20 protein-coding genes, 1 tRNA gene and 1 pseudogene are annotated in these 19,886 nt (G+C 54.1%); 16 read left to right on the forward strand and 6 right to left on the reverse strand.

Translation table 11 applies throughout. The features are described from left to right. Positions 1–234, reverse strand: a pseudogene (locus tag ABJN86_RS15305) (ABC transporter substrate-binding protein); the annotation flags it as partial. A gap of 256 nt (positions 235–490) precedes the next feature. Then, a tRNA-Arg gene (locus ABJN86_RS15310) sits at positions 491–567 on the reverse strand. Between the two features lie 94 nt (positions 568–661). Between ABJN86_RS15310 and ABJN86_RS15315 the strand changes: the two genes are divergently transcribed. The 5 genes from ABJN86_RS15315 (at position 662) to ABJN86_RS15335 (ending at position 4,085) form a co-directional block, all read left to right on the forward strand. Then, the gene (locus tag ABJN86_RS15315) at positions 662–1,270 is read left to right on the forward strand and encodes a TetR/AcrR family transcriptional regulator (protein ID WP_348363804.1); all 609 of its coding nucleotides are present in this window, start codon (positions 662–664) and stop codon (positions 1,268–1,270) included. Between the two features lie 96 nt (positions 1,271–1,366). Next, positions 1,367–2,041, forward strand: a complete 675-nt coding sequence (locus ABJN86_RS15320; protein WP_348363806.1) for a PspA/IM30 family protein — start codon at positions 1,367–1,369, stop codon at positions 2,039–2,041. Between the two features lie 53 nt (positions 2,042–2,094). Further along, on the forward strand, positions 2,095–2,382 hold the full coding sequence (locus tag ABJN86_RS15325; protein ID WP_348363807.1) for a hypothetical protein: 288 nt from the start codon (positions 2,095–2,097) through the stop codon (positions 2,380–2,382). 105 nt (positions 2,383–2,487) lie between these two features. Continuing rightward, entirely contained in the window at positions 2,488–3,126 is a 639-nt protein-coding gene (locus tag ABJN86_RS15330; protein WP_348363809.1) for a lysophospholipid acyltransferase family protein, read from the forward strand. Positions 3,127–3,131: 5 nt separating this feature from the next. Further along, positions 3,132–4,085 (forward strand): phosphatidate cytidylyltransferase, encoded by a 954-nt coding sequence (locus ABJN86_RS15335; protein ID WP_348363811.1) that lies wholly within the window; start codon positions 3,132–3,134, stop codon positions 4,083–4,085. A 6-nt stretch (positions 4,086–4,091) separates the two neighbouring features. On the opposite strand, the gene ABJN86_RS15340 is transcribed toward ABJN86_RS15335, so the two are convergent. Then, complete coding sequence (locus ABJN86_RS15340; RefSeq protein WP_348363813.1) at positions 4,092–4,406, reverse strand: hypothetical protein; 315 nt, start codon at positions 4,404–4,406, stop codon at positions 4,092–4,094. A gap of 290 nt (positions 4,407–4,696) precedes the next feature. On the opposite strand from ABJN86_RS15340, the gene speD reads away from it, so the two are divergent. The 8 genes from speD to speB all read left to right on the forward strand — a co-directional run bounded on the left by speD (position 4,697) and on the right by speB (position 13,924). Further along, positions 4,697–5,080 (forward strand): adenosylmethionine decarboxylase, encoded by a 384-nt coding sequence (speD, locus tag ABJN86_RS15345; protein WP_348363815.1) that lies wholly within the window; start codon positions 4,697–4,699, stop codon positions 5,078–5,080. A 6-nt stretch (positions 5,081–5,086) separates the two neighbouring features. Further along, positions 5,087–6,370, forward strand: coding sequence for a rhomboid family intramembrane serine protease (locus ABJN86_RS15350; RefSeq protein WP_348363817.1), 1,284 nt, complete (start codon positions 5,087–5,089; stop codon positions 6,368–6,370). A gap of 23 nt (positions 6,371–6,393) precedes the next feature. Further along, positions 6,394–6,978, forward strand: coding sequence for a hypothetical protein (locus ABJN86_RS15355; RefSeq protein WP_348363818.1), 585 nt, complete (start codon positions 6,394–6,396; stop codon positions 6,976–6,978). Between the two features lie 74 nt (positions 6,979–7,052). Beyond that, positions 7,053–8,594, forward strand: a complete 1,542-nt coding sequence (locus tag ABJN86_RS15360; protein ID WP_348363819.1) for a polyamine aminopropyltransferase — start codon at positions 7,053–7,055, stop codon at positions 8,592–8,594. A 135-nt stretch (positions 8,595–8,729) separates the two neighbouring features. Beyond that, positions 8,730–10,700: a biosynthetic arginine decarboxylase gene (speA, locus tag ABJN86_RS15365; RefSeq protein WP_348363821.1), complete on the forward strand. Its 1,971-nt coding sequence runs from the start codon at positions 8,730–8,732 to the stop codon at positions 10,698–10,700. Then, positions 10,693–11,898, forward strand: coding sequence for a saccharopine dehydrogenase family protein (locus ABJN86_RS15370; RefSeq protein ID WP_348363823.1), 1,206 nt, complete (start codon positions 10,693–10,695; stop codon positions 11,896–11,898). The genes speA and ABJN86_RS15370 overlap by 8 nt, the downstream gene beginning before the upstream one ends. Beyond that, positions 11,898–13,073, forward strand: a complete 1,176-nt coding sequence (nspC, locus tag ABJN86_RS15375) for a carboxynorspermidine decarboxylase (RefSeq protein WP_348363825.1) — start codon at positions 11,898–11,900, stop codon at positions 13,071–13,073. The genes ABJN86_RS15370 and nspC overlap by 1 nt, the downstream gene beginning before the upstream one ends. After that, positions 13,070–13,924 (forward strand): agmatinase, encoded by an 855-nt coding sequence (gene speB, locus ABJN86_RS15380; RefSeq protein ID WP_348363827.1) that lies wholly within the window; start codon positions 13,070–13,072, stop codon positions 13,922–13,924. The genes nspC and speB overlap by 4 nt, the downstream gene beginning before the upstream one ends. Positions 13,925–13,930: 6 nt before the next feature. Here speB and ABJN86_RS15385 read toward each other — a convergent pair whose 3' ends face one another. Genes ABJN86_RS15385 through ABJN86_RS15395 form a run of 3 tightly spaced genes read right to left on the reverse strand, consistent with a single transcriptional unit; the run spans position 13,931 to position 16,136 of the window. Next, positions 13,931–14,725, reverse strand: coding sequence for a substrate-binding domain-containing protein (locus tag ABJN86_RS15385; protein WP_348363828.1), 795 nt, complete (start codon positions 14,723–14,725; stop codon positions 13,931–13,933). Continuing rightward, positions 14,722–15,435 carry an ATP-binding cassette domain-containing protein gene (locus tag ABJN86_RS15390; RefSeq protein WP_348363830.1) on the reverse strand — a complete coding sequence of 238 codons (714 nt, stop codon included), beginning with the start codon at positions 15,433–15,435 and terminating at the stop codon, positions 14,722–14,724. The genes ABJN86_RS15385 and ABJN86_RS15390 overlap by 4 nt, the downstream gene beginning before the upstream one ends. Next, positions 15,432–16,136: an ABC transporter permease gene (locus ABJN86_RS15395; protein WP_348364015.1), complete on the reverse strand. Its 705-nt coding sequence runs from the start codon at positions 16,134–16,136 to the stop codon at positions 15,432–15,434. Before ABJN86_RS15395 ends, ABJN86_RS15390 begins: the two co-directional genes overlap by 4 nt. Positions 16,137–16,452: 316 nt before the next feature. On the opposite strand from ABJN86_RS15395, the gene ABJN86_RS15400 reads away from it, so the two are divergent. The 3 genes from ABJN86_RS15400 to ABJN86_RS15410 all read left to right on the forward strand — a co-directional run bounded on the left by ABJN86_RS15400 (position 16,453) and on the right by ABJN86_RS15410 (position 19,834). After that, on the forward strand, positions 16,453–17,037 hold the full coding sequence (locus ABJN86_RS15400; RefSeq protein WP_348363832.1) for an ANTAR domain-containing protein: 585 nt from the start codon (positions 16,453–16,455) through the stop codon (positions 17,035–17,037). Beyond that, entirely contained in the window at positions 17,034–18,206 is a 1,173-nt protein-coding gene (locus tag ABJN86_RS15405) for an ABC transporter substrate-binding protein (RefSeq protein WP_348363834.1), read from the forward strand. Before ABJN86_RS15400 ends, ABJN86_RS15405 begins: the two co-directional genes overlap by 4 nt. A 260-nt stretch (positions 18,207–18,466) precedes the next feature. Then, a complete protein-coding gene (locus tag ABJN86_RS15410) occupies positions 18,467–19,834 on the forward strand; it encodes a CmpA/NrtA family ABC transporter substrate-binding protein (protein ID WP_348363836.1) in 1,368 nt (455 codons plus the stop codon). The last annotated feature ends 52 nt before the right edge of the window (positions 19,835–19,886 follow it).

The raw sequence follows: 19,886 nt of genomic DNA on the forward strand, positions 1-19,886 counted from the left end.
TTCTAACGGCTCCCATGACGTCGCCAAGGACGGCTCGATTGACATATCTTTGCCACGGCGAACCAGCCCTTCGTAGATATTGTTCAAAAACGAAAGAACAGGCGCGGAACTTACGGCATGCGGGTCCATCGTCTGCGGATCGGTCGTTGACGCCCAGCGAAGCGTCTCGGCAGATGCGTGTAATGCCGTAAGGCTCAACGCGCCGCCGATAACAGCCAGTTTAAGTGCTTTCATGATTCCCTCCGTAGGTGTTTCGCATTTTCTCGTTCGATCACCCGACTATAGGGAGCGAAGACGATTAGTGAATACTCTGTCGCAATCTGTTTGCATTTTATCTGTTTTGACTTTTGCTGAGTATCAGAAGGGGAGGGTGCAACGCTTCTCTCTACTTTGACCCGTTTGCAGCATATTTAAGATGTACCCGACTTAAGTTTCACGTTGCTTGGGTTGAGTGGCTCAGTGTCGTTCGTGGAAATAAACTTGGTGAGTATGGCGATCCCGGGAGGACTCGAACCCCCAACCCTCTGCTTAGAAGGCAGATGCTCTATCCAGTTGAGCTACGGGACCGCTAATGTCTTATTGCGAAAGCCTGCGACTAAAGGCAAGGGCTTTGCTTCCTGAAATGCATTCGTTAATCATGAACGTAGTTCAAGGGGGCCGAATGGCAGGCAAAGTTCAAAAGAAGCGCGATGATTTACGCGCAAAACTCATCGACTTCGCAGAGGTGCGGATTAAGTCGGGTGGCATCGCAGATATACGAGCGCGAGATTTGGCCAAGGAGGCCGGTTGTGCAGTCGGTGCGATTTATAACGTATTTGGCGACATGAATGACCTGATCATGGCTGTGAACGCGCGCACGTTTAAGCGTGTTGGCACGCAGGTATCTGCTGCAGTAGAGGCGCAACCTCCAGGTCATCCGGTTCACACCATGATCGCGATGTCGCATGCCTATCTTCACTTCGCACGTGACAATACGCCTGCGTGGAGAACTTTGTTTGATCTTGAGGTTTCAACTGAAGGGGCAGTTCCGAATTGGTATCTAGAGGAGCTGCAAAAACTGTTCACCCTCATCGCCGATCCACTTAGGCGAATCTTCCCTGATATGCCCGCTGAAGATGTGGAACTTATGACCCGTGGGTTGTTCTCAGCGGTACATGGAATCGTTCTTTTAGGCTTGGAAAAGCGAATTTCAGCGGTCCCTGCCGATAAATTGGAACATATGATTACCCTTGTTTTCAGTCACTTAACCTCTACTCCGTCAGAAAAGTGAACACCGTTCAAATTATTTCTTGAACGGTGTTCATAAATCGGTATCTTGAGTTCATGAACGACGTTCAGGAAGCGTCACCATGTAGGAGAGACCAAGATGTTTTTGACTTTGAAAACCCTAGTGACCGGAGCAAACGCCCGTGCCGAAGAAAAGGTCCGCGACGTCTACGCCATCGAATTGATAGAACAAAAGATCCGCGAAGCCACCAATAGCCTCACAGCTGCTAAGGCGACGTTAGCTAGTTTGATCCAGCGTCACCGTGGTGAGGACCGACAGGTCAAAACCATAGAAAATCGTGTTGCTGATCTGACCAAACGTGCCACCAGTGCATTGGATGACGGCAATGAAGTCATGGCGACAGAAGCCGCCAACGCCATTGCTCAACTGGAAAATGAACTAGTAGGGCGTCGCCAGACCCTTGACCGGTTGGATCAAAGGATCATGCGTTTGCGTCAGAGTATTGAAACCTGCAACCGTCGCATCATTGATCTCAAGCAGGGGGCGATCACTGCCAAGGCCGTACGGTATGAACAAAACGTTCAAGCGAAACTGAACACGACCCTTCAAGGGCAATCCAGTGTGGCAGATGCTGAGGAGCTTATTGCCGGGGTCTTGAAAAAAGACGACCCGTTTGAGCAGGCCGAAATCCTTGCTGACATCGATCGCGACTTAAGTCACGAAACGCTCGCCGATCGAATGTCCGATGCGGGATATGGTGACGCCACACGAGCTACAGGTGCGGACGTACTGAAGCGTCTGAAGTCCAAGTAATCCAATCAGAAATTGAACACACAGCTTAAGACTTTTTGAAAAGGAACAAGACAATGAACAATGCAATTAAATCCGACAATACCCTGATCATGATGGTTAACCTTGCTGGCGTTTTCGTCGCCTACGGCATGCTGGCCCTGTCGCTCTACATGTCTCCTGACGTGCCACTGTCAACCAAGGGTTTCTGGGGCATTGGTGTGCTGATGCTTTCGCTTAGCTTGGTGAATTTCGTGAAGTACCGTTTTGATGAGCGCATTAGCGAGGATCGCATTCAACAGATCGAACGCGCTCAAAACGAAAAACTGCTGGAGGACTTTGTCACCGTAGACAAAGCAGCTTGATCCCTCGGAAGCAGTTACCGCGCCCTCCTCCCCGGGGGCGCGGTTTCACTTGATTAACGCTTATAAAACCTGTCCCTTGGGTGGAACAAACAAAAGAGAGCCAGAATGCGCCGTTTCGCTGCAACCATCGTTGGACAACTCCTTATCTTCATTGGTCACCTGATCACCGCAGCCCGTGCCGATTGGCGCGGGATTGAGCCGGTTGTCCGTCAGCGCATCTATTATGCAAACCATTCGTCTAACGCTGACTTGCCTCTTATATGGACCGTCCTGCCTGCCGCCATCAGGCGTGAGACGCGCGCAGTGGCTGCTGCGGATTACTGGCTGAAGAACAAGCTGAGAGCGTTCATCGGGCGGGACGTCTTCCATGGGGTCTTGATCGATCGCCGTGCGGAGTATCGCACGGATGACCCAATTGCAAAAATCGTCGAGGCCTTAGACGAAGGCTCCTCGATTATCATATTCCCCGAAGGTGGCCGCAATCGCACCGAAGAGCCGTTGATGCCGTTCAAAGCAGGCCTTTTCAACCTTGCGCAACAACGCCCCGAAATTGATCTGGTTCCCTGCTGGATCGACAATATTGCGCACATCATGCCAACAGGAGAGGTCATCCCTGTGCCACTCGCATGTACTGTTACTTTCGGGGCACCGATCCATATTCGCGAGGCGGAGGAGAAGGACGTATTCTTAACCCGCGCCTCTGATGCATTGTTGGATTTGATCCCGACACGGGGGCAAGCATAATGGAGATGACGCAAACACACTCTGACCTGTTGCTGCTCATGGCAGCTTGTTGCGGCCTGTTGGTCGTCGCGACCCTGATTGGGGAATTTCTTCGCTCTCGCCTTCACAAGACAAACGCGACCCTGACCGTCGAGACCTACCTAACAAGGGTCCATAGCTGGTGGGGAATGGTGTTCTTGTTTTCAATTGCGCTTCTTGTGGGGCCGATTGGGATCATAACGCTTTTCGCATTCTGTTCCCTCGCGGCACTTCGAGAGTTCTTGACGCTGACGACAAAAACTAACGCAGACCACTGGGCATTGGTTGCCAGCTTCTACATCATCTTGCCGCTGCAATATGTATTCATCTGGTGGGGCGAGGTTGGGCTATTCTCCACCCTGATCCCAGTATACGCTTTCTTGTTTCTGCCAATTCTGAGTGTGCTTCGAGGTGGCAAGGGTTCGAATAAAAACGTTCTGGCCCGCATATCCGAAACCCAGTGGGGCCTGATGGTCTGCGTCTTTTGTGCAAGCTATATTCCGGCCCTCGTCACGCTCGACATCCCTAATTACGGGGATCGTGCGCCATTGCTTATCGCTTATTTGGTCTTCGTTATTCAAATGAGCGATCTGATGGAATATTTCGCAGGCCGCCGCATCGGTAAGCGTAAGGTCGCGCCAGCTGTGTCCCCGAAAACTCGTGAAGGCATAGCGTGTGGTGCGGCAATGGCTGCGGGCTTGGGGCTGCTGCTGACATGGATGACTCCGTTCTCACCTGTGGCGTCAATTGCGATGGCGGTGATGGCATATATGGTTGGGGTCGGTGGGTCTTTGGTGATGGCAGCGATCAAATCGGATCGTGGGATTAAAAACTGGGGCCACCTGATCCCTGGGCAAGGTGGCTTTGTGGATCAGCTCGACTCGGTGGTGTTTGCGGCCCCAGTGTTTTTTCATGTCACCCGCTACTACTATGGCGGGTGATTTGCCCTAATTTCCGCCGCGTTGTGGGCGGTTGGCTTCCATCACTTTGTTGACCTGATCTTGGGTCAAGGACGCATTGGACTTTTGCAGGCATGGCATTACCTTGGACATGTCGGGTCGTGCAGGGTGGCCCCCTTTTTGATCGCGGCCTGATGGCTTGGGGAAGCACGTTTTAACTGCATCTTCCGAAACGCTGAGCTCCTGTGCGATCTTAGCGAATGGGGGTTCAGGTGGATTCCCACCGCCTTGTTGAGCCGATGCAAAGCTAGAAAGAGAAAGCGCGCCAAGTGTACCGATCACAGCCAAAAGTTTGATGTTCATTATTGTATCCTGTTTTTAGTCATGTAGCTTGTACGCAACCCGTCTTGTCATCCGTCGAAGACCTTTAAAAACACTGAATTGCAGCGCCCAATATGGTTGGTGAATTATGCCAAAACCTCAGAAGAACTGCTTTCAAGAAGGCTGAGGCAGGCATGTAGATTTTTGGATGTAGCAAAGGTCTTTAGTTGCAATATCACCATATTGTTACTAATCATGAGCTAGGTTCTATTGATGAGCTTGTCTCGCAGGCGTGGCGCGGTTTAGCGTTGCGAAAAAAGGCTTTAGTAGTTTTGAATATTAGTGCTCCATTCCCCGTTTTGGGCAAGCATTTGATCGCTGACTTTTATGGCGCGAGCCATCTAATCGATCACAAGCCTGCCGAAGCGGTTTTTGCACAAGCTGCCAAAGAAGGTGGAGCTACCCTTTTGGGGATCGAGATGCACGACTTTGGCGTGGGCGCTGGGTTCACGGGCGTGGCGATTCTTGCGGAATCCCACATCTCAATCCACACGTGGCCAGAGCATCAACACGCCGCGATCGATATCTTCATGTGTGGTGATGCGGACCCTCGGTTAAGCCTTGCAGTATTGCAGCGCTACTTCCAACCGGCGCAGTCCGAGGTGCAATTGATTGAGCGCGGAACCCGTGCATCGGCCCCCGTAGGTGCGTTGTGATACTTGATGCAGATCGCGCGGCTTGGCCCAGTTACCTTAAGCCTCATACTCATAGCGACAGGCGTCTATGCTGTGTTGGGTCCCGCCACAAAAGTGTCCGATTTTCAAAGCATCTTGCAACTGGGGCTAGGCTTGTTTCAGCATGGAAACGCCTCGCATTTAGCCATGAACTGCTTTGTGCTGTTACTTGGCGGTTACGTGACCGAACCCATTTTGGGACCACTGCGGACGATCAACTTGGTCTTACTCAGCGCCGCTTTGGGCCTGACTGCGGAGCTGGTCCTGAGTGGCCCGGGGTTTGTTGGGCTGTCGGGCGTCGCATACGGGATTGCGGCATTCGCAATGCTGAGCAACGCGGCGCACAGGATGTTGAACATTGCGCTGATCGTAGCCGTGATCATAGCCGAGTATTTGTTTTTGCTCAAAGATGTCGCGGTGTTCTCGCATCTGGGCGGCGTCCTAGCCGGAGGAGGGTTTGCGATGTTTAGTTCACTATTTGGCTCAAAGGGCGCGCAGCTAAAACCGATGGAGTGGAAGCACGTATCACGGGCCATCGAAATCATTGAACAAACTGATGAAGATGACGCGGCCGAAGCGGACCGCACTTTCGTCAACACTGGCTACGAGAACATGTTCGTCCTCGTGGAAAAGGGCGAAGTCTTGGGCGTCACTGGATTTGGCCAAGACGATATGGTTCCGGATCTTGCGTGGCTTAGCTGGACGTATTTGGACGAAGCCTACATGGGGCAAGGATACGGTGGGCAGATGTTGAATGACATGTTGGGGATGCTCTCCAAGCATGGTGTTCGTAAGATTTTCATTGAGACCAGTGACTACGAAGAAGATGGCAAGAAAATCTATGCGAATGCGCACCGCCTCTATGAGGAATTTGGCGCGAAGGTTGAGCTGACCATCCCAGATTACCACGCTGTGGGTGAGGCGAAGATCATCTTCGGACTAGATAACCCAGAAGCGCCCAAGAGCGAAGAAGAGCCTGCAACGGAACGAGATGGCTTAGCGTTGGCCGCCGTTGAAACCGCTGCTGAGACTGAAGATGTCGCAGGGCTACAATGGGAAGAAATTCCGACGGGGCTTGCCAATGTGGATGCCACATTAGCTACCGCGTGGGAGCGTGGAAACCGGATGGCGGTTCTGGCCATTCCCCAAGACCTGTCCGCGGCGAATGCCGATGGGCTAACCAATCATGGGCTCGCTAAAATTGGCAGCCTTCAAGACTATTATGGCCCCAATCAATCGCAAGATTGGTGGGTCGCCTCTCCAAACAACTGATTTGAACACTAAAGGAAAACGTTATGTTCGCTAAACTAAAAATGTACGCAATTATTGCGGTGCTCGGCTTTGCTGCCTTCTCATTCTTTGGCTCAAGCTCTGAGCAAACAGCGGATCTAGGACAGGTACTGGATCGGACCGAATATGCAATCGGCAGCTACCAGGGCTATCTTGAAGAAAACAAGGTGACTGAAGCGACTGACACTCAGATCGAAGAGTTTCGTCAATTCTACGCTCAAATCTTGAACAGCGACCCGAAGTTTTACGACGAGACAATGGGTTTGGACATCCAATCTGACGGCAAGTTTCTGGGCTTTGCAGATGCGAACTCCAATGGCGCGCAAGACAGCGGAGAAGGTGAATTGTTCACTGTTGAGATCGACGAGGAGAACAACCGCCTGATCGCCACCGACGTGGCTGGGAACTCCTCCGGCCTTCGTTTCTCCGGTGCGGGCTTCATCGCAGGTGCTTTGATCGGCAACATGTTGGGTCGTCAGCGTTCCGCAGGCATCTCCAAGTCTAGCTTCAGTAACCGCAACGTTTCACCGCGCAGCAACTACAAGGCACCAAGCAGTTCGCGTTCGGGCGGTCTTCGCGCTGGTAAGTAAGCCATAAAGCTATAAAATTATGAGGGCCCGCAGCTTCATGCTTCGGGCTCTTATTCATTGGGACGGGCGAAAGAATGACAACGCATAATTACGCGGACCTACCGCGAAAACAGGCAATGGTGCTGTTGGGGACAATCCTTGTCGTCGCGCTTTGTGGGATTGTGTACGAGCTGATTATTGGGACGGTTTCCAGCTACCTGCTAGGTAATTCGGTATACCAATTCTCGCTGACCATCGGGTTTTTCATGTTCGCAATGGGCGTGGGGTCCTATGCCTCCCGTTTTCTAAACGGCAACCTGATCCAAATATTTGTGTGGGTGGAGTTGATACTGGCTCTGATCGGTGGGCTTTGCAGCATCTCGTTGTTCATGCTCTTTCCCTATGCGCCGTGGTTCTACACGGTTGGGATGTTCACGTTCATCTCGGCCATCGGCTTTCTTGTCGGCCTTGAAATTCCGTTGCTGATGCGGGTGCTGTCGGATCGTAATTCGGCGCGGGAGTCGATATCTGACGTCTTGTCACTGGACTACATCGGGGCATTGCTGGGCTCGGTTCTATTTCCCATCCTGCTTTTGCCATCGCTTGGTCTGATCACGGCGTCTTTTGCCATCGGGTTAACCAACGCTGCGGTGGCATTGCTCAGCGTCCTTTGGCTGCGCGATCAATTGGACGAGCCCCGCAAAATGCTAGCAATGTGTGTGGCCACGATCGTGCTTTTGTTTGCGCTTACGTTGCTGGCGGGGCGGATCACGGGCTACGCGCAAGATCATCTGTATTTTGATCGGGTGGTGTGGAAAAAACAGTCGCAGTATCAGTCTTTGGTGGTCACGAATACGTGGCAGAAGAATGACGTTCGCCTATTCATCGACGGCCACTTGCAGTTCGCCGAGGCGGATGAATACCGCTATCACGAGGCCTTGGTGCATCCCGCAATGGTGTGGGGAAATCACGCGCCAAAGAGCGTTCTGCTATTAGGTGGCGGCGATGGGTTGGCCGTGCGTGAAGTCCTTAAGCATCCAAGCGTCGAGCGGATTGACTTGGTCGACCTTGACCCCGCGATGACAGACCTAGGCAGTGATTTCGCCCCCATGGTGGCGCTGAATGGCGGGAGCATGCAAGCTTCGGCGCTAAACGTGATCAACGGCGACGCCTTCAATTATGTAAGCAAGACAGATCAAACCTATGACACGGTGATCATCGATTTCCCCGACCCTCATAGTGAAGTCTTATCGAAGCTCTATTCGGTTGAGTTCTACGCCATGGTGCAAAGCGTTTTGGCTGATGACGGCGTTTTGGTCACGCAAAGCAGCTCGCCCTTCTTCTCGCCCCATACCTATTGGACGATCACCGAGACGCTGAACGAAATTTTCCCGCAGGTGGTTAATTACAACGTATCAATCCCGTCTTTTGGCGTTTGGGGCTACACGTTAGCGGGCAAAAAAGACTCTGGCGAATTATCCACCTTGCCAAATGACCTGCGTTTCCTGACGCCCGAGGTCTTCGCAGCGGCGCGCGTATTTCCATCTGATCTGCTGCCTAAGCGTGACTTAAAGGTGAATTCCATATTCAACCCGACAATCTATCATGAGTACGCACAAGATTTATCCGGATACTGAGCCAAGACCAGCAATGAATATCAAGTATTGCATCTGCGAAAATTGCGCCTTATCCCGAAATTAGACGCACGGCAGGCCACCTTGGATTCAACTCCGAACAAGCTACCCCGGCCGCAAACTTAATTGGAGCGGTACGTGAATACTCCTTCCTTGAATTCGAGCACTCTCAATGACGCTGCAACAGCGGGTTCTGATGAACTTTTTGCGGGCCTCTATGGTCTGGAGCGCTGGGCCGATGATCTGTTGTCGGTCGAGGCTGGTGGAGATTTATCGCTTTGCAATCCTACCGGCGATACGCCGCCCGTTTCCTTACCTGCCATCATGGACGCGTTAACCCAGCGGGGCATCTCCGCGCCGATTATGTTGCGGGTGCAACCGTTCTTAGACCGCTCGTTGGCGCGGCTGCATGATGCCTTTGCGGCCGCCTTCAAGGACACCAAATACAAAGGTGACTACCGCGGGGTGTTCCCTATCAAGGTGAACCAGCAATCAGAAGTGATTGAGCGCCTGTCTGAGGCGGGTAAACCCTATCATTTCGGCTTAGAAGTGGGGTCGAAACCGGAACTGTTGATCGCGCTGGCGCAATCCATGTCGCCCGAGGCATTATTGATCTGCAACGGGGCAAAGGACGCGGCATTTGTGCATCTTGCGATCCTGTCCCAGAAACTGGGCTTCAATACGGTCATCGTGTTGGAAAGTCTGGCCGAGTTCGAAATCGTGCACCGCATCTCGCAAGATTTGGATGTGCGGCCGATCCTTGGTGTGCGCATCAAGCTGACTGAGACGGTGACGGGCAAATGGCAGGCGTCCTCGGGGGACCGCTCGGTGTTTGGGCTTGGCGCGCTTGACTTGCTTCAACTGCAAACGCGCCTGTCAGAAACTGGAATGATGGATTGCCTTATGTTGCAGCACACGCATGTTGGCTCGCAAGTTCCCAACATTATGGACGTGCGCCGCGCGACAACGGAAGCCTGCCGTTTCTACACGGAACTGCGGCGCTTAGGTGCGCCGTTGCAATTTCTGGACTTGGGCGGCGGTCTGGGGGTCGATTACACTGGTGAGCGACGGATTGATGACAATTCGGTCAACTATACGGTCAATGAATATTGCGCCAATCTGGTTGAAACCGTGGGTTACGCGATGGACGAAGCGGGGGTCGATCACCCGACAATCGTGACGGAAAGTGGTCGTTTCATCGTCGCCCAATCTGCAATCTTTGTGTTCAACATTCTTGATGCGACGCTTTACGATAAATCCGAGAAACCGCAGGTTGATCCGGACGATCATCACCTTCTAACCGACCTTCTGGCAGTCGAGACCTACATCGTGGGCAACCGCCTGCAAGAAGCCTTCAACGACGCGATTTACTACCGTGATGAAATCCGTGCCTTGTTCCGGCGTGGCCAGATCGCATTGCCACTTCTGGCACGGGCGGAGCAGGGCTTCTTGTACCTTCTGTCGCGGTTCAAAAACGAGGCACAAAAGCCGGAGCACGCAGGCCAGATTGATGAGCAACTCGCGGGTTTTGTTGATTACTATCATGGGAACTTCTCGTTGTTCCAATCCTTGCCGGATGTCTGGGCGATTGATCAACTGCATCCCATAATGCCGCTTCAACGCTTGAATGAACGCCCGACGCGGCAAGCGGTATTGTCGGACATTACCTGTGACAGCGACGGTAAGGTCGACAAGTTTGTGGTGGCTGACGGGGTGGCCGACGCCTTGCCCGTACATGCTTTAAAAGACGGCGAAGATTACTACATTGGCGTGTTCTTTGTCGGGGCCTACCAAGAAACATTGGGCGATTTGCACAACCTCTTTGGTGACCCAAACGTGGTGACTATATCGCTTGATGACACGGGTGGTTTTGACATCGAGAATGAGACCGAGGGTGACACAATCGCGCAAGTGTTGTCTTACGTAGAATATGACCCCAATGATTGCCTCGTAACCTTCCGTAAAACAGTGGAGCGGGCGGTGAAGGCAGGGCGGGTGAACGCGCAGGAACGACGCTCGATGATTGCTGCATATAAAAACAGCTTGGCTGGCTCGACTTACTTTGATTCAGGCCAAGTGGGCTCTTCAGAAGGATCACGCAATGGATAACGTATTGGTTGTGGGGGCAGGCGGCGTAGGCGCCGTGGCCGTCGTCAAGATGGCGATGCACCCCGAAATTTTTAAGCACATCACGCTGGCCAGCCGGACCCTGTCCAAATGCGACGAGATCGCGGCCAACGTCAAAAAGCGCACGGGCGTCGAGATTACGACCCGCCAGATTGACGCGATGGATGTGGCTGCGACCGCGGCGCTGATCAAGGAAACGGGGGCGGAGTTGGTCGTGAATTTGGCACTGCCCTATCAAGATTTGGCCTTGATGGATGCCTGTTTGGAGGCCGGGGTGCATTACCTCGATACTGCCAATTACGAACCCGAAGACACCGCCAAGTTCGAATACCACTGGCAATGGGCCTACCAAGAACGCTTTGAGAAGGCCGGTTTGACCGCCGTTCTGGGGTCTGGGTTTGACCCAGGCGTGACCTCGATCTTTGCGACATGGATACGCAAGCACAAGCTGGACGGCATCCGCCTGATCGACGTGTTGGACTGCAATGGCGGCGACAACGGCAAGGCCTTTGCGACCAACTTCAACCCCGAGATTAACATCCGCGAAGTCACCGCAGTTGCGCGCCACTGGGAGCAGGGCGCATGGGTCGAGACGCCCGCTATGTCTCACAAGGTCGCCTTCGATTTCCCCGCCGTGGGCGAGAAGAACATGTACCTGATGTACCACGAGGAGTTGGAAAGCCTTAAAACCCACTTCACCGAGATTGAGCGCGCGCGGTTCTGGATGACCTTCGGCGACGCCTACATCAACCACGTCACTGTGCTGCAAAACATCGGGATGACGCGCATTGATCCGGTGATCTATGAGGGCAAGGAGATCATCCCGCTGCAGTTCCTCAAGGCGGTGCTGCCTGATCCAAGTGAGTTGGGTGCCTTGACCAAGGGAAAGACCTGCATCGGTGACATCATCACTGGCCCCACAGGTGAGGGTGAGAAGACCTATTACATCTACAACATCTGCGATCACGAGGAATGCTTCGCCGAGGTTGGCAGCCAAGCCGTGGCCTACACCACGGGTGTGCCGGCGATGATTGGTGCGGCGATGATGATGCAGGGAAAATGGCTGGAACCGGGCGTGTGGAACACCGAGCAGCTCAACCCCGACGGCTTCATGGACATGCTCAACACCAACGGCTTGCCTTGGCAGGTTGTGGAACTTGACGGGCACCCAGAGTTCTAATGAACGATATCGAACGCCTCTCCCGCGACAGTTTTGCGCGATTTGACCTTGATCGGGTTCCGTCGCCTTGCTTCGTCGTGGATGAGGTGGCGATTGAGCGCAATTTGCAAATCCTGCGTGAGGTGGCGGATCAATCCGGCGGGCGGGTCTTGCTAGCGTTGAAAGCGTTCTCGATGTTCTCCTTGGCGCCTTTGGTGGATAAATACCTGTTCGGTACCTGCGCCTCGGGGCTTTACGAGGCCAAGCTGGGGCGCGAAAAATTTGCAGGCGAGGTCTCCACCTTTAGCGCGGGCTTCAAGGCGGGTGAGTTGGACGAGATCATCGATCTGTCTGATCACCTGATCTTCAACACGCCAACGCAGGTCACGCGCTTTGCCAACCAAGTGCAAAGCGCACGGGATCGCGGGGCGCAGGTTAGTGTCGGGTTGCGGATCAATCCTGAGCATTCCGAAGGCTGGACCCCGAAATATGACCCCGCCGCGCCATGCTCCCGCTTAGGTACGCCGATTAGCCAGCTCACCGATGCTGATTTGGAGGGCATCGATGGGCTGCATATGCATAGCCTCTGCGAGCAGGGCTTTGCGCCATTGCTGCGCACATGGCAGGCCATTGAGGCGCGTATCTCCGCGTGGTTGCCGCAGATGAAATGGCTCAACCTTGGGGGCGGGCACCACATTACCAAGGCAGATTACGACCGCGCTGGATTGGTGGCGCTGGTGCGTCAAATCAAGGATAAATACGACGTCGAGGTCTATCTGGAACCGGGCGAGGCGTGCGCATTACACGCGGGCATTCTGGTCGGTGAGGTTCTGGATATGACCCATAATGATATGCCTCTGGCGATCACCGATATTTCGGCCACATGTCATATGCCCGACGTGCTGGAGGCCCCATACCGGCCCGAACTGTTGGGCGAAGTGGAGAGCGGCATCACGACCCGTTTGGGCGGGCCATCTTGTTTGGCCGGTGACGTGATCGGCGACTATACCACGCCCGCGCCATTGCAGGCGGGCCAACGCATCGCCTTTTTGGATCAGGCGCATTACTCGATGGTGAAAACCAACACCTTCAACGGCGTCCCACTCCCCGCCATTGCGGTGTGGAACTCCGGCACGGATGATCTGCAATTGATCCGCGAATTCTCTTACGACGACTTTCTGGGCAGGCTGTCATGACGTATTTTCTTGAAGGCGAACTCTCCCAAGAAGAACGCGACTATGAGACAGCAAGGTTTCGCGTCATCCCAGTCCCGTTGGAGCGCACGGTGTCCTACGGGGCAGGCACTTCGGGTGGCCCAGAGGCGATACTAGACGCAAGCGTAGAGCTCGAGCGGTTGTTCCGCGATAGTGAGCCATGTGCCAAGGGGATAGCTACCGAAGCCGCAGTTGATTGCTCTGGCGCTTTGCCGGATGTGATGGAAGCGATTGCAACCCGCACCGAGGCCGCCGTCGCCTCTGGCGCCATTCCCGTCACCTTGGGCGGTGAGCATGGGTTGAGCTATGGTGCCGTGGTTGGGGTGGCGCGCGCCTTGGGAAGGCCAGTTGGGATTGTGCAGATCGACGCGCACGCGGATTTGCGACGCGCCTACCAAGGTGAGCGGCATTCCCACGCCTCAGTCATGCAATTGCTAGCCGAAGAGGAGGGCGTGGTGATTGCGCAGTTCGGCGTCCGCGCCCTTTGCGCCGAGGAGGTTCAGCGAAGGGCCGATTTCGGTGTTTTCTTTCGCGATGCAGAACAGCTGGTGACTGAGAACATCCAAGCCGTCGATCTGCCAGAAGACTTCCCCCAAGATGTCTATGTCAGCTTCGATGTGGACGGGTTGGACCCGTCGATCCTACCTGCGACGGGCACACCGGTGCCGGGTGGTTTGGGGTATTATCAAGCCTTGAGCTTGGTACGCCACGCGCTTGCTGGGCGCAGGCTTGTTGGGTGTGATGTCGTTGAGCTAGCACCTAACACAAGCAGCACCGTCTCCAACTTCACAACAGCTCAAATTACCTATGCACTGATGTCACTTGCGGATTAAGCGAAGTTATCGAGCGTTAAACACGAATAGTGCTTCGCCATTGATTTTGTATCCGTTAATCAGCTTCGAAGCGGTGGGTGAAGTGAGCCAAGCTTCTAACTTTTCAGCCAATTGAGCCTTAACGTGGTCGTGCTTTGATGGGCTGACTGGAAGATAGGCATATTGATTGAACAAGGCTGGATCACCCGAAAACAATAACGCCAAATCGCCCTTGTTGCCAAAGTTTAACCAACTGGCACGGTCTGCAATGATGTAGGCGTTTAAGCCAGCGGCCGTGTTCAATGCCGCGCCCATTCCCGCTCCAACGGCATTATACCAGCGGCCTTCGGGGGTAAGCTTGGCTTCGGCCCAAAGGCTAAGTTCCTTTTTGTGGGTACCGCTGTCGTCACCTCGGCTGACAAACGGGGCTTGGATCGCCTCGATAAGCCTCATTGCGTCGATTGCACTACTTCCGCCCGCCAATTTGGCCGGGTCAGCGTTGGGGCCGATATAGACAAAGTCGTTGTACATGATCTCGCGCCGATGAGTGCTGAAGCCATCGGCCACCAGCTTGTCCTCAGCGGTACGAGAGTGCACTAGAATGGCATCAACGTCACCCGCTTCCGCCAACTTGATTGCCTGCCCAGTACCAACGACCAGAAGTTGAACGTCGATCTCTGTATCGGCTTTGATCTGAGGCAGTAAAATGTCTGCCAAACCGGAGTTGTGGAATGAGGTGGTGACCGCCAGCTTCATGTCTTCAGCTGGGGCCGCACTTGCCATTAACAGCATCCCTAAAGCGCCTAAAACGGTGCGTATCATTCGACTATATCTCCGTTCAAAAACGCCTGCCCTTGAGAGCTGGCCTCCCCGCCAAAAAAGTTCTCAGCAGAGCAGTGTTCATGAACGCTGCCCTTGAGCAAAAACACAACCTCTGTTGCTAATCGCCGAGCTTGGCCCATGTCGTGAGTGGACATGATCAAGCGCGTGCCACCTACTGCTGCCTTGGTCAATATCTCCTCTATCTCACGAGTTGCTTGGCCATCCAAAGACGCGGAAGGCTCATCTAGGAACAGGAGTTCCGGTGAGGTGATCAAGGCGCGGGCCAGAGCAAGTTTTTGTTGCTCCCCGCCGGACAGAAATGGCGCTGGGCGCTGCAACATGTCACCTAAGCCGACTTCGATTGCGGCGTGTTCGGCGCGGTCTTGGGCTTGCGCGCGAGGAATGCCAGAAAGACGTAGCGGGTAAGCCAAGTTGCCCAACACAGAGCGGCGCATCATGATAGGTTGCTGAAAGACGAACGCCTGATGCGCCCGCGCGTCTTTGGACGGGCAGGCCCATGTAATGGTACCGCTGCTCAATCGCGCAATTCCATGCATCATACGCAAAAGGGAAGTTTTTCCCGCACCATTGGGACCAATGACCACCGTGACACCTTTGGTCTGCAAGGTCAGATTGATAGGCCCGACGAGCACCTTACTTTTTTGACGCAAAAGCGCGCCTTCAAGTGTTACGGGGAATATATTGCTCACCAGCGTCCCCCTCGTTCAGTGCGTCCGATCATGTGGATCGTGAGGTTTACCGCGATGGCCACAAATATCAGGACGAAGCCCAACCCCAAGGCTAGTGCAAATTCACCTTTACCGGTTTCCAATGCGATGGCGGTGGTTAAGACACGGGTGTGGTGATCGATGTTGCCGCCTACGATCATGATCGCACCAACTTCGCCAATAGCACGTCCGAACCCTGCCAATGAAGCAGTTAGCAGCGGCCGGCGCCCATCCCACAAAAGCGCCTTTATGCGCTGAAGTTGTGTGGTGTTCATCGATATTAACAAGTCATGATAATCGGACCAAAGTTCGCGCAAGGCTTGATGCGCTATGGAGGCTATCAAAGGCACGATGATAATCACTTGCGCGATGATCATCGCCGTGGGGGTGAACAGTAATCCTAGAACCCCAAAAGGTCCTGAGCGGCTCAACATTACGTAGACCAGCAAGCCCACCACGACCGGTGGCAATCCCATCAGGGCGTTGAGGATGGCAATGGTCATACGTCTTGCGCGGAACCGACGCACGGCCAAGAGCGCGCCAAGGGGCAATGCTATTATAGATGCGATCAACAGCGCGGTTAATGTCACGTGGAGTGATCTGAGGGTGATCTCGACCAAATCGGCATCCAGCGTCAGCAACAGGCTAAATGCCTCCGTTATGCCTGACCATATCTCCAAGATGGCTTCCTTTTCTTCAGCGCCCCTTGCGGGCGGAATGTGTATCCACCCTAGGTAGGTACAAATACATGGAACATCGCAGAAAAACCGCTTTTTGTGGCATAAACGGCATTTGGATCATTTTCGATACTTTTTCATGAGATGTGTGCAATGAACCGTTCGATTTCTAGCGACAGCAACTTTACCGGAAGCTGAGTTTTTGTGCGCAGTTGGGTATTTAATGGGCACCCGATGAAAAATGGTCGTTCAACGCCCGCTGCGAATACACCCAAGGAAGCTTAAACTTGCGCCGTTGTGGTGCATCGGTCATCTGGCGAAGATGAGAAAAGCCTTGAGCATTGTCGTAGTGGAAGAGGATCGCGATCGGGCGTTGGCCATCGTGGATGCGTTGAAAGACGCGTCGGAATGCGATGTATATGTAGTTGGTAACACCAGCGGCCTTGCCCGCCAAATCGCCGTTCATGCGCCTGACATTGTATTGATCGACATCGACTATCCAACCCGCGACTTAATGGAGGAGCTGACGCTGGCCTCCGGCCCATTGGAGCGCCCTGTTGCCATGTTCGTATCAGGCGCCGCCGGTGAGTTGGCGCAAACGGCCATTGAGGCAGGTGTTTCGGCATATGTCGTGGATGGCCTGTCTCCTGAACGGGTGAGCCCTATCATCGACACGGCCATCGCGCGGTTTACTATGATCAGGCAAATGCGCAGCGAGTTGGCCGAAACACGGCGCGCCCTTGAAGAGCGCAAAGTCATTGATCGCGCCAAGGGTATGTTGATGAAAGTCAAAGGTATTGAAGAGGATGCGGCCTACGCGCTTTTGCGAAAGACCGCGATGGATCAAGGACGGCGGGTCGCTGATGTGGCGGAGTCGTTGGTAACTGCCGCAGGGTTGCTTGGATGACGTTGGTTACGGTTCCCGTCGCTTATATGCCGCTTGTAGACGCGGCTCCTTTAATAATTGCGCAAGAAATGGGTTTTGCCAAAGCCGAAGGTATAGCGCTTGATCTGGTGGCGGCCCCGTCTTGGTCTTCCGTGCGCGATATGTTGGCGTTTGGCCGCGTGGATGCCGCACATATGTTGTCCCCTGTAGCGGTGGCAATGGCGATGGGGCTGGGGGGTGTGACCACATCCTTGTCCGCAGTGTCCGTGCTGTCGGTGAATGGCAACGTTATCGGTGTGGGTAAGCCGATTGAGGATCGACTACGGGCCATAGGATATGACTTTGATTTTGCTGATCCTAAAAAGGCCGCACACGCATTGGGGCAGGTTCGAGACGGTCCCATTGTGTTTGGCGTCCCGTTCCCGTTTTCCATGCATGTGGAGCTGTTGCGATATTGGAGCAATGCAACGGGTCTTGGCCCCGACGGTATAGTGATCCGAACTGTTCCACCGCCGTTGATGGCGAATGCGTTGGCGGCGGGTGATGTCGATGCGTTTTGTGTGGGGGAGCCGTGGGGCTCTGTAGCTGTTGAGAACGGCGCGGGTGCGTTGATCCTTCCGACAAGTACTATCTGGAACTTCGCGCCTGAGAAAATACTGGCGGTCAGAACCGAATGGGCTGAGACCGAGCCGGACTTGGTGGGCCGGTTGATGCGCGCCGTTTGGCGTGCTGGGCGGTGGTTGTCTAATCCTGATGTGCGAGCGACGGCGAGCGACTTGTTGGCGCGAAAGGCCTACCTCAATGTGTCACCAGAGTTGATAGATCGCGCGCTGTCGGGTCACATGACAGTATCTGCGAAGGGCGAGCAGCGGCATGTGGACGGATTTGTGGAGTTCCACGCAGGGGCTGCAACGTTCCCTTGGCGCAGTCAGGCCAAATGGATCGCGGCTCAACTCGCGCAAGCTCACGGTCTGACATCGGACGGAATTGGTGCCCAAGCGGCGCAGGTGTTCCGCTCCGACTTATATCGCCAGCATATTGGGTCAATCGGCTGTGACATGCCCGGTGCGTCGGAAAAAGTAGAAGGGGCGATTCTACAGGAGACCTCGGTGGCATCTGCGGATGGACGGCTTACTTTGCTGCCTAATCAGTTCTTCGATGCACAGGTTTTCGACCCAGACGCGAAATAGATGCCTAATTTATGTGCATCAGTGTGTCGCGTTCACGAGATTTAAGGGTGTTGGCTTTGCTTCGCTGCCGCGTTGCAGCATCACTAAGGTGTACCCACAATGGCGTGGGTCATTCCAAACATTCTTCCCACTGATTGGGATGTTTATGAGCAAGGTCGCTCGCTTTCCTCCGAACATCCGTCGGTGGATAGTGATCGACCTTTTTTGTGTTTTCGCCCGGGCTTTCTCCTCCCAAGCCTGAGCAATCGAAAGGACTAAGAATGAAAAAGTTCCTCGTTGGCCTAGCCATCACCACTGCACTCTCCAGCCCAGCTTTTGCGGACCTTCTGGAGTTGGAAAAAGATGAGCTGACATTCGGCTTCATTAAGTTGACCGACATGGCGCCACTCGCGGTGGCATACGAGCAAGGTTATTTTCTGGATGAAGGCTTGTTTGTGACACTGGAATCGCAAGCGAACTGGAAAGTGTTGCTAGACGGCGTAATCGGCGGTCAGTTGGACGGTGCTCACATGTTGGCGGGCCAGCCTTTGGCAGCGACAATCGGGTACGGCACGAAGGCGCACATCGTCACTCCTTTCTCAATGGACTTGAACGGCAACGCGATCACAGTGTCCAACGAAGTGTGGGACTTGATGCGCCCGCACGTTCCGAAAATGGAAGACGGTCGCCCGCAGCACCCGATCTCAGCCGAGGCCTTGGTCCCAGCGATTGAAGACTTCAACGCTAAGGGTGAAGCGTTCAACATGGGCATGGTATTCCCGGTCTCCACGCACAACTACGAGTTGCGCTACTGGCTTGCGGCTGGCGGCATCAACCCAGGTTACTACAGCCCAGAGAATATCACCGGCCAGATTGCGGCGGATGTGTTCTTGTCTGTGACACCTCCCCCACAAATGCCTGCGACTTTGGAAGCTGGTACGATCCACGGTTACAGCGTAGGCGAGCCTTGGAACCAACAAGCGGTGTTCAAGGATATCGGCGTGCCGGTAATCACCGACTATGACTTGTGGAAGAACAATCCTGAGAAGGTTTTTGGCCTAAATCAGGAATTCACTGAAGCGAACCCGAACACCACATTGGCTGTGACCAAGGCGCTGATCCGCGCTGCGATGTGGTTGGATGAAAATGACAACGCCAACCGTCCAGCGGCCGTTGAGATCCTTAGCCGTCCTGAGTACGTCGGCGCGGATCCGGAAGTGATCGCAAACTCCATGACAGGCTTCTTTGAATTCGAGAAGGGCGACAAACGCGACATTCCCGACTTCAACGTGTTCTTCCGCCACAACGCGACCTACCCGTTCTACTCGGACGCGGTTTGGTATCTGACGCAAATGCGCCGTTGGGGGCAGATCGCAGAGCCAAAATCGGACAGCTGGTACGATGAGGTCGCTAAGTCCGTTTACAAGCCGGAGATCTATCTGAAGGCCGCTCGGATGCTCGTGGACGATGGCTTGGCAAATGAGGCCGACTTCCCTTGGGACAGCGACGGCTACAAAACACCAACGCCTAGCGAAGATATCATCGATGGCATCGCTTACGACGGTAAGACGCCAAACGCATACCTCGACAGCTTGCCCATCGGCTTGAAGGGCGAACAGACAGTCAGCGGCTCAGACGTCAAAGGCTAACGACTTCGGGCGGGGCCATTGGCCTCGCCCAACATCATTCAAAACAAAGGCA

The sequence above is a fragment of the Litoreibacter sp. genome (assembly GCF_039974535.1).
Lineage (GTDB): Bacteria > Pseudomonadota > Alphaproteobacteria > Rhodobacterales > Rhodobacteraceae > Litoreibacter.